This is a genomic window from Janthinobacterium lyxosi (assembly GCF_051380665.1).
GTDB lineage: Bacteria > Pseudomonadota > Gammaproteobacteria > Burkholderiales > Burkholderiaceae_D > Janthinobacterium.
On record NZ_JBNYXM010000020.1, the window covers coordinates 83,462 to 101,392 of the forward strand.

A 17,931-nucleotide genomic window follows, 5' to 3' on the forward strand; every position below is an offset into this window, starting at 1 on the left:
ATCGCGGGGCGCCAGTTCGCTCCGCCGTGATCGCATGATGTAAGGCGCAAGCCTTCAATCGAAAGGCTCTGCCCAAGGTAGAGCCTTTTTAGTTTTATGGCGGCAAAATTATGAAGTTTATCGACGAAGCAAAAATCGAAGTCATCGCGGGCGATGGCGGCAACGGCTGCGCCTCTTTCTGCCGTGAAAAATTCCGGCCTTTCGGCGGTCCCGATGGCGGCGATGGCGGCAAGGGCGGCACCATTTGGGCAGTCGCCGACCGCAATATCAACACGCTCGTCGATTTCCGCTTCTCCAAAATGCACAAGGCTCGCAATGGCGAGCCTGGCCGTGGCGCAGATTGCTATGGCAAGGGCGCCGATGACATCCACCTGCGCATGCCGGTCGGCACCTTGATCATCGACAACGCGAGCGGCGAAATCCTGGCCGATTTGACCGAACACGGCCAGATCGAAATGTTGGCCAAGGGCGGCGAAGGCGGCTGGGGCAATATCCACTTCAAGTCCTCGACCAACCGTGCGCCACGCCAAAAAGGCGAGGGCAAGGAAGGCGAACGCCGCGAACTGCGCCTGGAACTGAAAGTACTGGCCGATGTGGGCCTGCTGGGCATGCCGAACGCCGGCAAGTCGACGTTCATTTCGGCCGTCTCGAACGCGCGTCCGAAAATTGCCGATTACCCATTTACCACCCTGCACCCGAACCTGGGCGTGGTGCGCGTGTCGCACGAGAAGAGCTTTGTGATCGCCGATATTCCCGGCTTGATCGAAGGCGCTTCCGAAGGCGCGGGCCTGGGCCATCAATTCCTGCGCCACTTGCAGCGCACGGGTCTGCTGTTGCACATCGTCGACCTGGCGCCGTTTGAAACCAATGTCGATCCTGTCAAGGAAGCCAAGGCACTGGTCAAGGAACTGAAGAAATACGACGAATCGCTGGTCGACAAGCCGCGCTGGTTGGTGTTGAACAAGCTCGACATGGTGCCGGAAGAAGACCGCAAGAAGCTGGTGAAGGACTTCCTCAAGCGTTTCGCCTGGAAAGGTCCCGTCTTCGAGATCTCCGCGCTGAACCATCAAGGTTGCCCGGAACTGGTGAATGCGATTTATCAACATCTGGAAGCGAAGAAACACAGCGAAAGCCGTGCCGAAGAAACGCAGATGACCGAAGAAGCACGCGGTATCTCGTCGATCGACCCGGATGATCCACGTTTCAAGATTATCGACTAAGGCTGTATCCTGATGTCGGTACAGGCGGTCGCTGTCGCGTCCTCGCGCAAGCAAGCGTGGCAGCGTCGTGTATTGCATCTGATCGCGTATGCTTATGGGCTGAGCGCGGTCGCCTGCCTGCTGTTCGCCGATGAGTTGGCGGCCGGCATGGGCATCTTCCTCAATGGCGTCAATGGCTACAGCCAGTTCTACGCCTCCCATGTCGGTGTCTGGGGCGCTACCGCGCTCCTGGCGCTGTTCGCAGCACGGCAGGGCGAACCGCCCATCCTCGGCGATATCACTGCAATGTTGGTCCTGGCGCAGCCCGCCGGCCGTTTGTACGCGGCCATCAGTTTCGGTTTGCCCCAGGGTTTTGTGTTGTTCATGTGCGCAATCGAGCTGCTGGCGGGGCTGGCCTTGCTGCTGCTGCGTCCTGCGCGCTGACGTCTATTAAGTGAAGAGCGCCGCCCCATGGATTCCGTGATTCAAAAAGCTACCCGCATTATCATCAAAGTCGGCTCCTCGCTGGTCACCAACGATGGTCGCGGACTCGACCATGCCGCCATTGCCCGCTGGGCTGCGCAGATTTCCGGCTTGCGCGCCCTGGGCAAGGAAGTCGTGCTGGTCAGCTCCGGCGCCATTGCCGAAGGCATGCTGCGCCTCGGTTTCGAGCGGCGCCCCACCGATATCCACGAATTGCAGGCCTGCGCCGCCGTCGGCCAGATGGGCCTGGCGCAAATCTATGAAAGCAGCTTCCGCGCCCACCAGCTGGGCACGGCGCAAGTGCTGCTGACGCACGCCGACCTGGCCGACCGCGAACGCTACCTGAACGCCCGCTCCACCCTGACGACCCTGCTGCGCCTGGGCGTGGTGCCGATCATCAATGAAAACGACACCGTCGTCACCGATGAAATCAAGTTCGGCGACAACGATACCCTGGGCGCCCTGGTCGCCAACCTGATCGAGGCCGATGCGCTGGTCATCCTGACGGACCAGCACGGCCTGTTTTCGGCCGACCCGCGCAAGGACCCGAGCGCTTACCTGATCACGCAAGGCATCGCTGGCGATCCTGCCCTGGAAGCGATGGCCGGCGGCGCCGGCAGCAGCCTGGGGCGTGGTGGCATGCTGACGAAAATCCTCGCCGCCAAGCGCGCCGCCAAGTCCGGCGCCCACACCATCATCGCCTGGGGACGCGACAGCGACGTGCTCAGCCGGCTGGCCCAGGGCGAAGCGATCGGCACGCAGTTACTGGCACAAACAGGGCAATTGACAGCGCGTAAGCAGTGGATGGCCGATCATCTGCACACGGCCGGCGCCGTCGTGCTGGACGCGGGCGCCGTGCAAAAGCTGCGCCAGGAAGGCAAGTCCCTGCTGCCGATCGGCGTGACGGGCGTGAATGGCGAATTCGGCCGCGGTGCCGTGATTACCTGCGTCGATGCCGCCGGCGTGCCCGTGGCGCGCGGCCTGTCGAACTACACGAGCGGCGAAGCGCGCCGCATCATGCGCAAGCCCTCCACCGAGATCGAGTCCATTCTCGGCTACATGGAAGGCCATGAGCTGATCCATCGCGACAATATGGTCTTGCTGTAAGCGCGAGCTTGCAGGAGCGACGTAGAAAACGGCCTATTCGGGCCGTTGCCTACACCACAGCCGGCATCGGCGACTTGTCCTTGTAATCGCACAGGTCTGCAATCATGCAGTTCCAGCATTGCGGTTTGCGCGCCGTGCACGTGTAGCGGCCGTGCAAGATGAGCCAGTGGTGGGCGTCGTGCAGGAATTCCTTGGGCACGAATTTCAGCAATTTTTGCTCGACGATATCGACATTCTTGCCTGGTGCGATGCCGGTGCGGTTCGAGACGCGGAAGATATGCGTGTCGACAGCCATGGTTGGTTCGCCAAACGCCGTATTCATGACCACATTCGCCGTCTTGCGGCCCACGCCGGGCAAGGCTTCCAGCGAGGCACGGTCGCGCGGTACTTCGCCGCCGTGCTGATCGAGCAGGATCTGGCAGGTGGCGATGACGTTCTTCGCCTTGGTGCGGAACAGGCCGATGGTGCGGATGTAGCTGGCCAGCTCGTCGACGCCCAGCGCCAGTATCGTGGCCGGCGTATTGGCAACCGGATACAGCAAGCGGGTCGCCTTGTTGACGGACACGTCCGTCGCCTGCGCCGACAGCAGCACGGCGATCAGCAGCTCGAACGGCGTCGTGTATTCGAGTTCCGTTTTCGGCGAAGGATTGGCAGCGCGGAAGCGCGTAAAGATTTCCAGGCGTTTGGCAGCGTTCATGCGTCTTTTTTCGGGGCGTTGGGGGCAGGCGGTTCGGTCTGGGCGGCGGCGCTGGCGGCCGCCTTGGCTCGTGCGCGCTCCATGGCGGCGGCGATGATGGCGCGCTTGCGCTCTTTTTCCGTCTGTTCATCGGGCGTGACGGGCACTTCCTGCGTCACTTCCCGCATCTTGGCGACGGCTTTGGCGGCCAGGCGCGCGTCGTTGGCCTCGCTTTCTCGGCGCAGCCGCTGCGTGCGGAAATCGTGGCGTGCGCGCGCATCGTCGGCATCCATCTGGCTCCAGGCATCCCAGCCGGTGGCGTCGCCGCTGACGGGATACATCACGATGCAGTCGACGGGGCAGGGCGCCACGCACAGGTCGCAGCCCGTGCACAGGTCCGTGGCGACAGTATGCATCTGCTTGGCGGCGCCGACGATGGCATCCACGGGACAGGCCTGGATGCACAGGGTACAGCCGATACACAGCGATTCGTCGATGTAAGCGACAGATCGCGGACGTTCGAGGCCGTTGACGGGATTGAGCGGAATAACTTTTTTGCCCAGCAAGCCGGCCAGGCGCACGATGCCTTGCGCGCCGCCCGGTGGGCACTGATTGATGTCGGCGTTGCCTGCGGCAATCGCTTCCGCATACGGGCGGCAGCCGTTGTAGCCGCATTTGGTGCATTGTGTTTGCGGCAGCAAGTCTTCGATCTGGTCGGCAAGTGAGGGGGAGGCGGGATGCGGCACGGTCATCTTCAATACGCTAAAACGTCATTATCGGCCATCTGGGCCACGCACAAGTAAAAACCTGTTTCGTGATAGGGGGATAGCGTGCGCCGTGCCCAGCTGTTGCAGGCGCGCCGCAATCGTATTTTATTTCTTCTGGGAATGTCAAAGTGTAAATAAACAACTTTGCAATTTCTTTTTTTTGTGGGAGCATGATTTTTATCAAGCCTGTGATTAAAAAAAGCCGACCGCCAGTCCTGTTGTCGAGCCTGCACTACAAGGCGCGCCAGGCCATAGGAGCAAAACATGCGTTTCCTCCGGACAGTTGGTTTGCCCTTCTGTTTGTTCATGCACTCTACGCTTGCCGCTGCGCACGGACAGGCTAGCGCCCCCATGGCGGCACCGGGCGTTGCCAGCTCGCGTATCGTTCGCTTCGCCGCGGAAGACTGGCCGCCCTTCATTTCCCATAGTCTGCCTGCCGATGGCATGTCGGGCGCGATGGTCAGCGCCATCTTCGAGCGTCTCGGCTATACGGTCAGATATGAATATTTCCCCTGGAAGCGCGCCATGCAGTTTGGCCTGGCCAGTCCCCGCTACGTCGGTTTCCTGGCCGTCTGGCGCACGCCCGAACGGGAAAAACTCTGTCACTTTTCTGTTCCGGTTGGCAACACGCAGGGTGTGCTGGCCTACCTGAAGGAGGATGGCATGCCCGGCGCCACTCTGGCGGAGCTGGGCAAGCTGCGCATCGGCACCGTGGCCGGCTATTCGAATGGCGAACAGTTCGATGGCATGGTGGCGCGTGGCGAACTGAAGACGGAGGAGGGCTTGAACGACGCCACGAATCTGAAGAAACTGTTCATCAAGCGTTACCGCGTGATCGTCATCGAGCGCCATGTCCTGCAGCACCTGCTGATGGGACGCAACTTCAGCAAGGCCGAGCGTGAGCGCATCGTCATCATCGATACCATCTTCAAGGAGCGTCCCGTGCATGTGTGCTTCCAGCGCGATGCCGAAGGTGCCGCGCAGCAAAAGCGCTTCAACGAGGCGGCGCGCGACATCGACACGGCCAGGCTGGAACGCGATTACTGGAAGCGACTCGACCAGAGCCTGGCCACTGCCCCCATCACTCCCTGACGTCCCACGTCACTGTTGTTAATTGCCAAAACGAAATATCTAAATACGAAACCATTCGTTCTTGTTTGTTTGTCCATCCTTTAGTCTCCAGCCACTGTGTTGACGACTTTGAAAGGATGCTTTCGTATGCTGGAATTGTTTCACAAGCAAGATCCCGCCCCGCGCCTGCGGCAACTGGTGCACGCCGTCTCGGTGGCCGTGCTCGCGCTGGGGGCGCCCGGCGCAGCGTATGCGCAAGCGGCGCCGGACGGCGCTGGCGCGCTGGCTGGCGCCCCGCTTGACGCCGTCATCGTCACGGGCGCACGCGGCACGGGCCGCACGGTGGCCAACAGCGCCGCGCCCATCGACGTGATCAGCGCGCAGCAATTGCTGGCCACGGGCAAATTGAATCTGCTCGATGCGCTGGACACGGCCTTGCCGTCGTTTAACTTGCCAGCCCGCGTGCAGCCCGACCTGGGCAGCATCGTGCGCGCCGGTCAGCTGCGCAACCTCGATCCCTCGCATACCCTGGTGCTGGTCAATGGCAAGCGCCGCCATACGACAGCCATCGTCAATGAGGATGGTTTTCCCGGTTCCGTCGCCACCGACCTGGCCCTGATACCCACGGGTGCTATTGCCCGCGTGGAAATCTTGCGTGACGGCGCCTCGGCCATCTACGGTTCCGACGCCATTGCCGGCGTCATCAACATCATCCTGAAAGCGGATGACAAGGGCAGCTTCGGCACGCAGCTCGGTTCCACCGACGAGGGCGATGGCACGAACGGTTCCGTGCGCATCGATGGCGGCACGCGCCTGGGCGAGCACGGCTTTGCCCACTTCGGCGCCGAAGTCCAGCGCCAGGGCATCGCGGTGCGCAATTTCGGCTTGAATCCCGGCTATCTGTCGTATCCAGCCGTGCGCAACAGCGATGGGCAACTGGTGAAATTGGGACCGAACAACAGCTTGCCGGCCGGTGCCTCACCGAACCCGGCCGAAGCGAAGCGCAACAGCAATCCATGGCGCAATACGGGCGTGCCGCAAAGCACGACCGCCTCGCTGAGCGCCAACCTCGGCTATGACGTGTCGAACGAGGTGCAACTGTACGGCTTCGGCACGTATGCGCACCGCAATGCCCGCTCGGCGCAGAATTTCCGCCTGCCCAATACCATTTTCAATAACAACCGCGGCTTGCTGTCCGTGTATCCCGATGGATTCACGCCGTATGAAACGACGAGCGAAAACGATGTTGCGCTGACGGGGGGCATCAAGGGCGAGACGGCCGGCTGGAGCTGGGATATCAGCAGCACCTACGGCCGCGACGATATCGACGTGGGCGTGGAAAACTCGGCCAATTACTCGCTGACTTATCCTGGTGGCAAGACCGACTTCAGCATCGGCAATCAGCGCTACAGCCGTTCGACCACCAACGTCGACGCGCGCCGCCCCGTGCAGCTGGGCTTGAGCGAGTCGGCTGACCTCAGCGTCGGCCTCGAGTATTCGCACGAAACGCAGCAACGCAGCCCGGGCGAACCCGCTTCCTGGCAGGGCAGCGGCTCGTCGGCGCTGGCCGGTTACCTGCCCGTCGATGCGTCCGACACGGCGCGCCACAGCTATGCGGCGTATATCGGCCTGGGGGCCAAGCTGACGCCGCAATTGCTGCTCGATACGGCCCTGCGTGCCGAGAAATATTCCGATTTCGGCAGCAAGACCACGGGCCGTTTGTCGGCCCGTTATGACGTCACGCCCGCCGTGGCCCTGCGCGGCACCGTCAGCAACGGTTTCCATGCACCGAGCCTGGTGACGCAAGCGTACTCGAACACCTCGGACCATGCGGGCGTGCCCTACACCCTGGCGCAGCCGAATTCGGCCGCCGCGCGGGCACTGGGCGCGCAAGCGTTGAAACCGGAGAAATCGACGAACCTGTCGGCCGGGCTGACCTTCAATCCTACGCCCACCCTGCGCTTTGCCGTTGACGCATATCAAATCAAGGTCAGCGACCGCCTGGGTGTGTCGTCGAACATCGGCATCGACCGCAGCTCGGGCGTGGCGCTCGATGGCAGCGGCCGCCCGCTGACGGCCACGCAAGCGACGGTCATTGAAAACCTGCTGCGCTCGGCGGGCTTGGCGGTGGGTAATGGCCTGGTGGCGCATTACTTTGCCAACGTGGGCGACACGCGCACGCGCGGCATCGACTTGACGGCCGAGGATGTCTTGCGCGTGGCCGATGGCAAGCTGCGCTGGACGGCGGCCGCGAACATCAACCATACGAGTCTGGTGGGCAAGGCGGAATTGCCCGCCGTGCTGCAAGGCTTGCCGAATATCGGCACCCTGAGCAAATCGGCCGAGTACGACTTGCTGTACCGCGCACCGCGCGACAAGGAGATCGTCACGCTGGCGTATGAAAAAGCCGGCTGGGTATTCAACGTGCGCGAGACGCGTTACGGCAAGCTCAAGCGCCTGAACGCCATCACGGGCGGCGATTATCAGCTGAAGGCCGCCTTCGTGACGGATGTCAGCGTCGGCTACGACATCAGCAAGCGCATCAACGTGGCGGTGGGCGCCAACAATGTCTTTGACCAGAAGCCAAGCCAGGTGCCGCGCGAAGCGCGCAGCGTCGCGAATCTGGCGCAGTACACGGGCGCCTACGACAACTCGGGACCATTGGGCGTTCTTGGCGCTTACTACTACGCCCGCGCAACATTGTCATTCTGATGTGCTGCATCCCTCTATCGATCATCAAGAACAGGAAATCCTCTATGTCTGACAAAAATCAACACGCCGCCATCGATCTGGAATGGGCGAATTTGCTGTCGCCGCAACGCCGCACGGTCTTGCGCGGCGGCGGACTGGTGGCGGCGCTGGCCGCTTCGGGCCTGGCTGGTTCGGCGCTGGCGCAGGATGGCGCGGTAAAACGTGTGAAACCAGCGCCCGGGAAGAGCCCGTGGGGCGAGCATACGGATACGGCAGCCACGCCGCGCCCTGTCAGCGTGCGGCCCGGCGAGGAAACCTTGCCGGGCAAGCCGCGCGCCTACACGGATATCGAGAGTTATCACGCACACATCTATTTTGATGAAGACAGCTATCAGAAGGCGGCGCTGATACGCAAGTGGGCGGCCGAGCGCTTCCAGATCGAACTGGGCGACTGGAACCTGGAGCCGCGCGGCCCGCACGTGACACCGTCGTTTTACTTTGGCTTTACGAATGATCTGTTGCCCGTGATCGTGCCGTGGTTGCAGCTGAACAGCCTGGGCCTGACGATACTGATCCACCCGAATACGGAAGATCCCCGTGCAGACCATCTGTATTACGCGCTGTGGGTGAACCGTTCGCAGCCCGTGAATGGCTATGCGATGAAGAAGCCGGGGCCAGGCGAGCCGAGAGTCGAACAGATTTTTGTCAATACGCGCCCGACAGTGAAAATCGAAACGTCGCGCACATGAGTTGGGCATAAAAGAAAACGGCACACCAGGGTAAGCTGGCGTGCCGTTTTGGTCGAAACGAGGCCTATCAGCCGTGTTTCTGGATGAATTCGCCGATTTTCGGGCAAATGATCTCGCGCCAGCGGCGGCCCGAGAAGATGCCGTAGTGGCCGCATTTCGGCGCCACGAAGTCTTGCTGCATCTCGGCAGGGATGCCGGAACACAGATCATGCGCCGCCTGCGTCTGGCCGGCGCCGGAAATGTCGTCCAGTTCGCCTTCCACGGTAAACAGCGCCACATTCGTGATGTCTTGCGGACGCACCAGTTGGCCGCCCACTTTCCACGTGCCCATCGGCAGGCTGAATTCCTGGAAAACCGTTTTAATGGTTTCCAGGTAGTACTCGGCCGGCATGTCCAGCACGGCGTTATACTCGTTGTAGAACTGGCGGTGGCCTTCCGCCGGCTCGTCATCGCCCGTCACCAGGTGCATGTAGAACTCGCGGTGGCTTTGTGCATGGCGGCCCGGGTTCATGGCGATGAAACCGGCGTGCTGCAGGAAGCCCGGATACACTTTGCGGCCAAAGCCAGGGTAGTTCGGCGGCACCGCGTAGATCACGGTGTTTTCAAACCACGAGAATTTCTTTTCCGTCGCCAGGTTGTTCACTTGCGTGGGCGAGCGGCGCGGGTCAATGGGGCCGCCCATCATCGTCATGGTCTTCGGCATGAGCGGATCTTTTGCCGTCGCCATCAGCGAGATGGCAGCCAGCACGGGCACGGTCGGTTGACAGACGGAAATCACGTGCAAGTCAGGCGCCAGCAGGCGGATGAACTCTTGCACATAGTAAATGTAGTCGTCGAGGTGGAACGGGCCTTCCGTCAGCGGTACCATGCGCGCGTCCGTCCAGTCGGTGATGTAGACATCATGCTCGGCCAGCAAGCCGCGCACGGTATCGCGCAGCAGGGTCGAGTGGTGACCGGACAGGGGGGCAACCAGCAAAACTTTGGGCTGTTGCAAGCCAGTGGCTTCTTTTTTGAAGTGAATCAGGCGGCAAAACGGTTTTGTCACGACAACGTGTTCGCGGATGTCGACGCTCTCGCCCTGGACGAGCACGGATTGGATGTCGAATTGCGGTTTTTCGTAGTCTTTGCCAAGGCGGTACATCAGCTCGTAGCCGGCTGCGATGCGTTGCGAAAACGGCGTGTGGGCCAATGGGGAAACCGGGTTGGTAAATAACTTGGAGGACATGTCTGCCCATTGCATCACCGGAGTGAGGAAAGAGCGTTGCAGTTCGTGCAGTTGGTAAAGCATATAGAGTCCTTGTTTAATTCCAAGCGCCAATATCGGCTCAAAGATCATAATCCAATTCTACGATATTTGTTGAGGACAAAATGTGCTTTACCGCGCATAGGTCCATAGTTTGCGCATCGATGTGACAGCGCGCCACACTTGCGTGGATAGACCTGCAACGGTGTTTTAAAAGCAAAAAAAAGCAGCGTTTCCGCTGCTTTTGGTATATTTATTTGCCGCCACGCCCCTGCGGGGAGGAATATTCCCGCCGGAATGTCCGCCGCAACTGCCGTGCGCTTAGCGCACCAGCATGTCGAGCTTGTCCTTGACGTCCTTGTATTGCTCGGCTTCCGGCAAGGCAGCCTTCGTCTTGGTGATCGAAGGCCAGTTGCGGGCCAGATCGACGTTGATCTTGATGAAGGCTTGCTGGTCGCCCGGTACGTCTTCTTCCGCGAAAATCGCATTCACCGGGCACTCTGCCACGCAGACGGCGCAGTCAATACATTCGTCCGGATCGATCGCCAGGAAGTTCGGGCCTTCCCGGAAACAATCTACCGGGCAGACATCGACGCAGTCGGTATAACGACAGGCGATGCAGGATTCGGTGACAACGTGGGTCATAACAGTCCTATCAATTTGGGGGGAGGTGCTGTAGCGCCTGCAGGAACCTCGGCGGCGCATACTAAAGCAAAGCATGGTATTTTAAGGCAATTCGCTATTTCTCACAAATCCCGCTTATATACAATACATATAAGCAAATTCATTTTTTTGCGTTGCCGTTGCCGCGCAGAGAGTGCAATTCAGCGACTATCCGGGACGTTGCCATGAAGAACGCGGCAAGAAAGCGACAGTCGCCCGATGCGGTGGGGTGCGGCGCGGGCGGCGTGCTGTCTTGCCGTGTGGTGTTTTTGTTTTACTCAAATCAAGATCGATACAAAATACGTGCCAGAAAAATCAGGTGCTGGCACGTATTTGCATCAGCAACTGTTGCCAACGTGCATTTTCTGCACTGCCATCCTCGGCAAACGTGATGGTGCGGCGCGCGGTGGGTGCATCGACGGTGATCTGCCAGTGGGCGATATCGGCGCCCACCTGTTCGCCCGTGGCTTGCTGGTGCGTGAAAAAGCCGCTACTGGCCAATGCCGATTCCAGCCCGGGACCAGCCGGATGGGCTTGCGTATCGATGTCATACTGTTCACTCAGGCCGGCAAAGCCGCCGCTGCTGCGGGCTGAAATTTTCATGTTGCTCCTTGTTGTCGATGGTGATGGGCGCGCTATAGCCTGCCGCCAGTCCGGCAGGTTTGAAGCGGGTGTGCTGGTGCGCTGGTGCGCTGGTGTCTAGCGGGGGACGTAACTGCGGCACCAGGCGGCCAGCGCTTCGCGCTCCGCTTCGAGCAATTGGTCCGACTCGCTGTATTCCGCATGGTTCATGGTACCGCAGCAGGCGCGCCTGTCTTGCACGGCGCCGTCCCCGTCGACGACGTCGGGGGAAAAGGTCATCTGGCCATCTTCTGTCATGGCATTGGCCTTGAGCACTTCGCGCACGGTAAAGCTGTTGCGGATGAAATCCAGGTAGGCGCCATTGCCATCGGCCTCGGTGATCGTCAGCATGTGGCCAGCCACGTCGGCATACGTGGCGGCTTGCTCGGGCGATGCCACCAGGGCACGCAGGACCAGGCTGCGCAGGTAGTCGCCGCAGCGGTGCAGCACGGCCGCATCGTCTTCCAGTTGGGGCTGGCGTTCGTGGGAAAAGATGTCGGCCAGGATGTCGTAGATGGCGCCCGTAAACACTTGCGAGATGGCGTGCACTTCCGTGCCTGCTTCCGACAATTTGATGTCGTTGTCGGCATTGCGCAAGCCGTTTGGCCGGCCCAGCGCCAGGCCGAACTGCTCGGCCAGGTCGGCCAGGAAGGTCTTGTCGTGCAGGTCGGATTTCGTTTGGGCGATCACCGCTTCCACCTGGTCCAGCTGCGACAGGGCGAGGAAGATCGCTGTCAGGTCGCCGAACGATTCGTGCAAGCCGCCCGTTTGCGGTGGATTGTTGCTGAGCAGCCAATTCGGCTTGAGGCCATCGAGCACGGCGTGCCCCGTTTCATGCGAGACGATGTCGAGCGAGCGGCAGGTGTAGACGCGCTCGGCGGCGCCGCTGGGGATGAAGTCACCGAACTTGAGGGCCTTGTCGCTGCGGCTGTAATACGCATTCATGACGTTCGGCAAGCCGTGCGGAAACACGCGCAGGGGCGCCGTATTGCTGGCGCTATTCCATTGCCAGGGCAGTGGCGGCGCCGTGTCGTTGCTGGCCAGCGCGCGCTGGTACATGGTGAGCGTCATGCGCACGATGGCAAAGGTGTGCACGGCATCGAACTGGTCTGTGTTGGGCGAGACGATGAAGTCGCCGAAGGCATTCGGGCTGACCTGCGCGATGCCCGGTTCGCCAAACGTGATGCGCGCGTCGCGCGGGCCTTGCAGGATCAGGCCGGGCAGGAAGGCCTTGCGCGTGCCCAAGTCGCTGACGGAGGGGTCTTGTTTCCAGATCAGCACGCGCGAACCGATGGGCACGGCGGCCAGGTTGCGGGCCGTTGCCTCGATGAGGCGGGGTGGGCCCGGCTGCAGGGTCAGTTGCGCATTCTTGCGGTGCTGGCGGTAGGGCGCCGATGGGGTGGGGACATAGCCGACGGGCAAGGACACGCATTTGGTCAATACGGCTTCGACCGGCACGATGACTTTCTGGTCCATGGTAGCTCTCCAAGACACGCGCAACTGGAACTGGAATAGTCGTCCCGCTTCGGCGTGTGCGGTTTGATGCAGCGCAAACGACATGTGGGGCGGCGGCCGTTTTTTTGCCGGGCCGGTGGCGGGCATGGTCGCGCCCGCCGCATGGCGGCTGGTATGATGCTGGCCGTATTGCCCCCGTTTTTAATAAAAGGATCGTTTGATGGCGGATATAAATATAGTTCAGCAACATAAGCTGACAGCAGCAAAGGCGCGCGAAGCGGCGCAGCAAGTGGCCGACAAGCTGGCCCAGGAGTATGACCTGGCATGCGCCTGGGATGGCGATGTGCTGCGCTTCGAGCGCAGCGGCGTCGATGGTTCGCTGACCCTGGAAAAAGAGCAGGCGCAACTGCAAATCAAGTTGGGCTTCATGCTCAGCGCCTTTGCCTCCACCATCGAAGGCAAGATTGCCGAGAAGATGCGCAAGGTGTTTGGCGAGCAGCTTTGATGCCGGGCTGGCACCTTGCCGGGTGCCATTTTTGGTGCTAGGGAGCGTGTCGCAGCGATGGGCGAAAAGACGATGAAAACACGTCTCTTTTCGCCTTTTTCACGTTTGACGGTACGCTAGCGAACATTGCTAGCACATTTCTATTTGGAAAGCCATTGGACTTTGCTGGCTTTTTGCGTTATACTTGAGTCATATTTACAACAGCTACACCGCGTTTCACCTTCTGCTTCGCAGTACTCCCCACTCGCTGAGTGGTGAATAATTCTTTGGGTTTTACACCCGCATCCAGTTAAACGTAAGTAATCGATTTTTTCGGTTAAATACATTTGGTGCCATGTATTTGCATGGCGCTAGCGTTGTTAAAAGTCCTGAACCACAGCCTCTTTTAGCACGCACACGGCACCCCGGCATCGGCTTTGGCCATCCGCTGGTCACACGCGTGTCACCCCCTGTTTCCTGTCGCTCCCGTGCGCTTTTGCGCCGTGGCGTAGCCGACGCAACAGGGTTTGTTGATTCCCGCCGCAAGCTAGCAGCTTGCTGGGTTTCATTCCATTCGTCAAATCGAGGGAGAACCACATCGTGGCAAAACAAATCATTATCGACCATGTGTTCAAAGTGTTCGGCGACAAGCCAGAAGAAGCACTTGAACTCGTCCGCCAGGGCGTTCACAAGCAGGACATCCTGGCCCAGACTGACTGCACCATCGGCGTCTTCGACGCCACCTTTACCATTGAAGCGGGCGAGATCTTCGTCATCATGGGCCTGTCCGGTTCGGGCAAGTCGACCCTGGTGCGCATGCTGAACCGCCTGATCGAGCCGACCGCCGGCCGCATCCTGATCGATGGCAACGACATCAATACCTTGCCGGACGCCCAGCTGCGCGCCCTGCGCCGCAAGGACATCAGCATGGTGTTCCAGTCGTTCGCGCTGCTGCCGCAAATTACCGTGCTCGACAACACTGCCTTCGGCATGGAACTGGCCGGCATGCCAAAGGCTGAGCGCCATGCGCTGGCCCAGCAAGCTTTGGAGCAAGTGGGCCTGGACGGCTACGGTGCCAGCTATCCCGACGAATTGTCGGGCGGCATGCAGCAGCGCGTGGGCCTGGCCCGTGCGCTGGCTTGCGATCCATCGATTTTGCTGATGGATGAAGCATTTTCCGCGCTCGATCCGATTATCCGTACGGAAATGCAATCGGAACTGCTGCGTTTGCAGCAAATCAAGCGCCGCACCATCGTTTTCATTTCGCATGACCTCGACGAAGCCATGCGCATCGGCGACCGCGTTGCCATCATGAAAGACGGCCACGTGGTGCAAGTGGGCACGCCGGAAGAGATTTTGCGCAAACCTGCCAACGATTATGTGCGCAACTTCGTGCGCGGCGTCGATGCAGCGGCCGTCTTCAAGGCCAGCGATATTGCCCGCAAGAGCCAGATCGTGGTGTCGGAATCGCCGAGCCGCGGCTCGCGCGCCGCGCTGTCGATGCTGGAAGAGCAGGATCGCGCGTTTGCGTATGTCGTCAATCCGCAGCGCAAGTTCCTCGGCGTCGTCTCGGTCGATTCGCTGCGTAATGCGCTCGACGGCCATGTGGGACCGCTGGGCCTGGCGCATGCCTATCTGCCCGACGTGCAGACCATCAATGCAGATGAGCCAGTCGCCGGCCTGTTCGGCCAGGTGGCGCAACTGCCTTACGCCGTCCCTGTGGTGGCCAATGATGGCAGCTTCCGCGGCGCCATCAGCAAGACTACCTTGCTGAAGTTCCTCGACCGCGATACGCCAGCCATTGCCGAACCACAATTACAGAAAGGACAAGCATGAACCCAAGCACCGTTGCCACAGTAGAACCTGTTGTTGAACAGGCCGCCCAGATCAATCCCTGGGCGCTGACCCCGCCCACCGACGCCAGCACCGCCTGGCTGGACGCCGCCGCGCCTGCCGTGCAGCCGGAACATGCGAGCGGCTTTCACCTGACACAGATTTTCGACGGCTCGCTGCCGCTGGAAAGCTGGATCAACCAGGGCCTGGGCTGGGTCGTGGCGCATTTCCGCCCCTTCTTTCAGGCCGTGCGCGCGCCGATCGACAGCGTATTGTCCGGCGTGGAAGGCATGCTGTTGGCCGCTCCGTCGCTGACCGTGATCGCCATCATCGGCTTGCTGGCATGGCAATTTACCAGCCGCACGCTGGCCATCGGCACCGTGCTGGCGCTGCTGCTCGTGTCCATGCTGGGCATCTGGCCGGAAGCCATGACCACCTTGTCGCTGGTGTTGACGTCGCTGGCGTTCTGCCTGGCCATCGGCTTGCCGCTGGGAATTTTCCTCGCCAGTAGCGACCGCGCACAGAATATCCTGCGCCCCATGCTGGACGCCATGCAGACGACGCCTGCCTTCGTGTATCTGGTACCGGTGGTGATGCTGTTCGGTATCGGTAATGCGCCAGGCGTGATCGTGACCATCATCTTTGCCCTGCCGCCGCTGGTGCGCCTGACCAACCTGGGTATCCGCCAGGTGCGTCCCGACCTGATCGAAGCGGCCCGCGCGTATGGCGCCTCGCCGTGGCAGTTGCTGACCCGCGTACAGTTTCCGCTGGCCATGCCATCCATCATGGCTGGTATCAACCAGTCGCTGATGCTGTCGTTGTCGATGGTCGTGATTGCCTCGATGATCGCCGTCGGTGGCCTGGGCCAGATGGTATTGCGCGGTATCGGCCGCCTGGATATGGGCCTGGCAACCGTGGGCGGCCTGGGCATCGTGCTGCTGGCTATCACCCTGGACCGTTTGACGCAAGCCATGGGCCAGCCACGCCGCGGCGTGCGCCACTGGTATCAGACGGGTCCTGCCGGTTTTGTGCTGCGCCTGGTGCGCGGCAATACCGCCAAGGCTGAAGCCAATGCCGCACAGCAAGCCACGCTTGCCAACGCACAATAAGAAAGGATACACATGCATCAAATTGACAATTTTAAAGTGACGCAAAAATCGCAACGCAAGTTCCAGTTGTTTTCCGCCCTGGCGCTCGCCGCCCTGGCCCTGACCACCAGCCTGGCCATGGCGCAGACGCCGGCTGCCCCTGCCGATGCGCTGCCCGGCAAGGGCGTCAAGGTACAGCCGCTGCAAAGCTCGATCGCGGAAGAAACCTTCCAGACCATGCTGGTCGACAAGGCCCTGGAAAAGCTGGGCTACGAAGTGCAGCCGATCAAGGAAGTGGAGTATCCGACCGCGCATATCGCCATCGCCAACGGTGACGCCACTTTCATGGCCGTGCACTGGGACCCCATGCACAAGGATTTCTATAACAATGCGGGAGGCGACGCCAAGCTGTTGCGCACGGGCCAGTATGCGGGGCCTGCCGCGCAAGGTTATCTGATCGACAAGGCGACGGCCGAGAAGTACAACATCACGAATATCGACCAGTTGCGCGATCCCACCCTGGCCAAGCTGTTCGACCATGATGGCGATGGCAAGGCTGACTTGACGGGCTGCAACCCAGGCTGGGGCTGCGAAGCGCTGATTGAGACGCACATGGATGCGTACAAATTGCGCAAGACGGTGACGCACGTGCAGGGCAGCTATGCGGCCCTGATCGCCGACACCCTGGGCCGCTACAAGCGTGGCGAACCCATCCTGTACTACACGTGGACGCCGTACTGGGTCAGTGGCGTGCTGGTACCGGGCAAGGATGTGGTCTGGCTGAAGGTGCCGTTCTCGGCCAATCCGGACAAGGTGAATACCCGCCTCGACGATGGCAGCGATTACGGCTTTGCCGTCAACACGGCGCGCATCGTGTCCAACAAGGCCTGGGCGGAGAAAAACCCGGCCGCCGCCAAGTTGTTCGAAGTGATGCAACTGCCCGTGGCGGACATCAATGCGCAGAACGAGCGCATGCGCCGCGGTGAAAACACGCAGGCCGATATCGCCCGCCATACGGCAGGCTGGATCAAGTACCACCAGCAAAAGTTTGACGGCTGGATCGCGCAAGCGCTGACGGCAGTGAAAAAATAAATATGCCCTGCTGACAGGCGTAAAAAAAGTGGCTACCGTTTTGGTAGCCACTTTTGCGTTTTCGGCCTATTTTTGTGGTTTTTTGTGAGTTTTTAGCCGTTTTTGGCCTATTCCTCTGCAAAACAGGCGTCTGTCGCGTTTAATCCTTCAAGTCTTCGATCAAGTCGATGTACTGCTGTTGCGCCTCTTCCTTCGAGGTGCCGGCCAGGGCCGCCCAGGCGTCGAACTTGGCGCGGTTGACGAAGTCGGTCATGCCAGGACGCTCGCCCGTGGCGTCGCCGCTCGATGCTTGCTTGAACAAGGCGTAGATTTTCAACAAGGTCATATTGTCCGGACGCTCGGACAGGGTCTTGGAATCGAGCTGCGCTTGTTCGAATTGCTCTTGTAAACTCATGATGGCTCCTGTGTGCTGATGGAATCGCTGGAAAAGTGCGGCAGGCCCGGCGGAGTGGCCACCGTGCATGCTGCAGTGCCTGACATCATAGTGAAAAAAGGGCGCCGTGCATTAGAGGGCTTACTCAAAACAAAAGCGCCGCCGCTCGATGAAGAGGGGCGGCGCCTGGCGCGGTCTTGCGAGCGCGGCCTGCTTCTTAGAACCTGTTCACAATCTCCTGAGCAGCATTGCCAAGAAAGCTAAGTGGATGAACTGCAAGCTGGTGTTAAGCCATCGTTCGCAGTTTTTCCACAGTCGCCTGTTTTTTTCCAACCA

General features: G+C 60.5%; 17 protein-coding genes and 1 pseudogene. 10 read left to right on the plus strand and 8 right to left on the minus strand.

Annotated features, from left to right (window positions below):
• Positions 1-110: 110 nt before the first annotated feature.
• The 3 genes from obgE to proB are packed head-to-tail and all read left to right on the plus strand — an operon-like array spanning position 111 to position 2,789.
• A complete protein-coding gene (gene obgE / locus ACQ4WP_RS20280) occupies positions 111-1,220 on the plus strand; it encodes a GTPase ObgE (RefSeq protein WP_101484030.1) in 1,110 nt (369 codons plus the stop codon).
• A gap of 12 nt (positions 1,221-1,232) precedes the next feature.
• Positions 1,233-1,643 carry a hypothetical protein gene (locus ACQ4WP_RS20285; protein ID WP_436523763.1) on the plus strand — a complete coding sequence of 137 codons (411 nt, stop codon included), beginning with the start codon at positions 1,233-1,235 and terminating at the stop codon, positions 1,641-1,643.
• A gap of 27 nt (positions 1,644-1,670) precedes the next feature.
• Positions 1,671-2,789: a glutamate 5-kinase gene (gene proB, locus ACQ4WP_RS20290; RefSeq protein WP_436523765.1), complete on the plus strand. Its 1,119-nt coding sequence runs from the start codon at positions 1,671-1,673 to the stop codon at positions 2,787-2,789.
• A gap of 49 nt (positions 2,790-2,838) precedes the next feature.
• Here proB and nth read toward each other — a convergent pair whose 3' ends face one another.
• Positions 2,839-3,486 carry an endonuclease III gene (gene nth / locus ACQ4WP_RS20295; protein WP_436523767.1) on the minus strand — a complete coding sequence of 216 codons (648 nt, stop codon included), beginning with the start codon at positions 3,484-3,486 and terminating at the stop codon, positions 2,839-2,841.
• Entirely contained in the window at positions 3,483-4,217 is a 735-nt protein-coding gene (gene rsxB / locus ACQ4WP_RS20300) for an electron transport complex subunit RsxB (protein ID WP_436523769.1), read from the minus strand. The genes nth and rsxB overlap by 4 nt, the downstream gene beginning before the upstream one ends.
• A 366-nt stretch (positions 4,218-4,583) precedes the next feature.
• Between rsxB and ACQ4WP_RS20305 the strand changes: the two genes are divergently transcribed.
• From ACQ4WP_RS20305 to ACQ4WP_RS20315, 3 genes are all read left to right on the plus strand, one after another.
• A complete protein-coding gene (locus ACQ4WP_RS20305; protein WP_436523771.1) occupies positions 4,584-5,324 on the plus strand; it encodes a substrate-binding periplasmic protein in 741 nt (246 codons plus the stop codon).
• A 126-nt stretch (positions 5,325-5,450) separates the two neighbouring features.
• Positions 5,451-8,015, plus strand: coding sequence for a TonB-dependent receptor plug domain-containing protein (locus tag ACQ4WP_RS20310; protein ID WP_436523773.1), 2,565 nt, complete (start codon positions 5,451-5,453; stop codon positions 8,013-8,015).
• A gap of 44 nt (positions 8,016-8,059) precedes the next feature.
• Complete coding sequence (locus tag ACQ4WP_RS20315; protein ID WP_436523775.1) at positions 8,060-8,743, plus strand: DOPA 4,5-dioxygenase family protein; 684 nt, start codon at positions 8,060-8,062, stop codon at positions 8,741-8,743.
• Positions 8,744-8,810: 67 nt separating this feature from the next.
• Here ACQ4WP_RS20315 and ACQ4WP_RS20320 read toward each other — a convergent pair whose 3' ends face one another.
• The 4 genes from ACQ4WP_RS20320 to ACQ4WP_RS20335 all read right to left on the minus strand — a co-directional run bounded on the left by ACQ4WP_RS20320 (position 8,811) and on the right by ACQ4WP_RS20335 (position 12,746).
• Positions 8,811-10,031, minus strand: coding sequence for a polyhydroxyalkanoate depolymerase (locus ACQ4WP_RS20320; RefSeq protein ID WP_436523777.1), 1,221 nt, complete (start codon positions 10,029-10,031; stop codon positions 8,811-8,813).
• A 276-nt stretch (positions 10,032-10,307) separates the two neighbouring features.
• Positions 10,308-10,631, minus strand: a complete 324-nt coding sequence (gene fdxA, locus ACQ4WP_RS20325) for a ferredoxin FdxA (protein ID WP_010395176.1) — start codon at positions 10,629-10,631, stop codon at positions 10,308-10,310.
• A gap of 333 nt (positions 10,632-10,964) precedes the next feature.
• Complete coding sequence (locus ACQ4WP_RS20330; RefSeq protein WP_436523779.1) at positions 10,965-11,252, minus strand: protealysin inhibitor emfourin; 288 nt, start codon at positions 11,250-11,252, stop codon at positions 10,965-10,967.
• A gap of 96 nt (positions 11,253-11,348) precedes the next feature.
• Positions 11,349-12,746 carry a gluzincin family metallopeptidase gene (locus ACQ4WP_RS20335; RefSeq protein ID WP_436523781.1) on the minus strand — a complete coding sequence of 466 codons (1,398 nt, stop codon included), beginning with the start codon at positions 12,744-12,746 and terminating at the stop codon, positions 11,349-11,351.
• Positions 12,747-12,945: 199 nt separating this feature from the next.
• Between ACQ4WP_RS20335 and ACQ4WP_RS20340 the strand changes: the two genes are divergently transcribed.
• The 4 genes from ACQ4WP_RS20340 (at position 12,946) to proX (ending at position 17,222) form a co-directional block, all read left to right on the plus strand.
• Positions 12,946-13,230, plus strand: coding sequence for a polyhydroxyalkanoic acid system family protein (locus ACQ4WP_RS20340; protein WP_436523783.1), 285 nt, complete (start codon positions 12,946-12,948; stop codon positions 13,228-13,230).
• Positions 13,231-13,809: 579 nt separating this feature from the next.
• Entirely contained in the window at positions 13,810-15,045 is a 1,236-nt protein-coding gene (gene proV, locus ACQ4WP_RS20345; RefSeq protein ID WP_436523785.1) for a glycine betaine/L-proline ABC transporter ATP-binding protein ProV, read from the plus strand.
• Positions 15,042-16,151 carry a glycine betaine/L-proline ABC transporter permease ProW gene (gene proW, locus ACQ4WP_RS20350; protein ID WP_436523787.1) on the plus strand — a complete coding sequence of 370 codons (1,110 nt, stop codon included), beginning with the start codon at positions 15,042-15,044 and terminating at the stop codon, positions 16,149-16,151. Before proV ends, proW begins: the two co-directional genes overlap by 4 nt.
• Positions 16,152-16,163: 12 nt before the next feature.
• Complete coding sequence (proX, locus tag ACQ4WP_RS20355) at positions 16,164-17,222, plus strand: glycine betaine/L-proline ABC transporter substrate-binding protein ProX (RefSeq protein ID WP_436523789.1); 1,059 nt, start codon at positions 16,164-16,166, stop codon at positions 17,220-17,222.
• Between the two features lie 139 nt (positions 17,223-17,361).
• Here proX and ACQ4WP_RS20360 read toward each other — a convergent pair whose 3' ends face one another.
• Entirely contained in the window at positions 17,362-17,616 is a 255-nt protein-coding gene (locus ACQ4WP_RS20360; protein ID WP_034782468.1) for an acyl-CoA-binding protein, read from the minus strand.
• Between the two features lie 207 nt (positions 17,617-17,823).
• Positions 17,824-17,931, minus strand: a pseudogene (locus tag ACQ4WP_RS20365) (IS5/IS1182 family transposase); the annotation flags it as partial.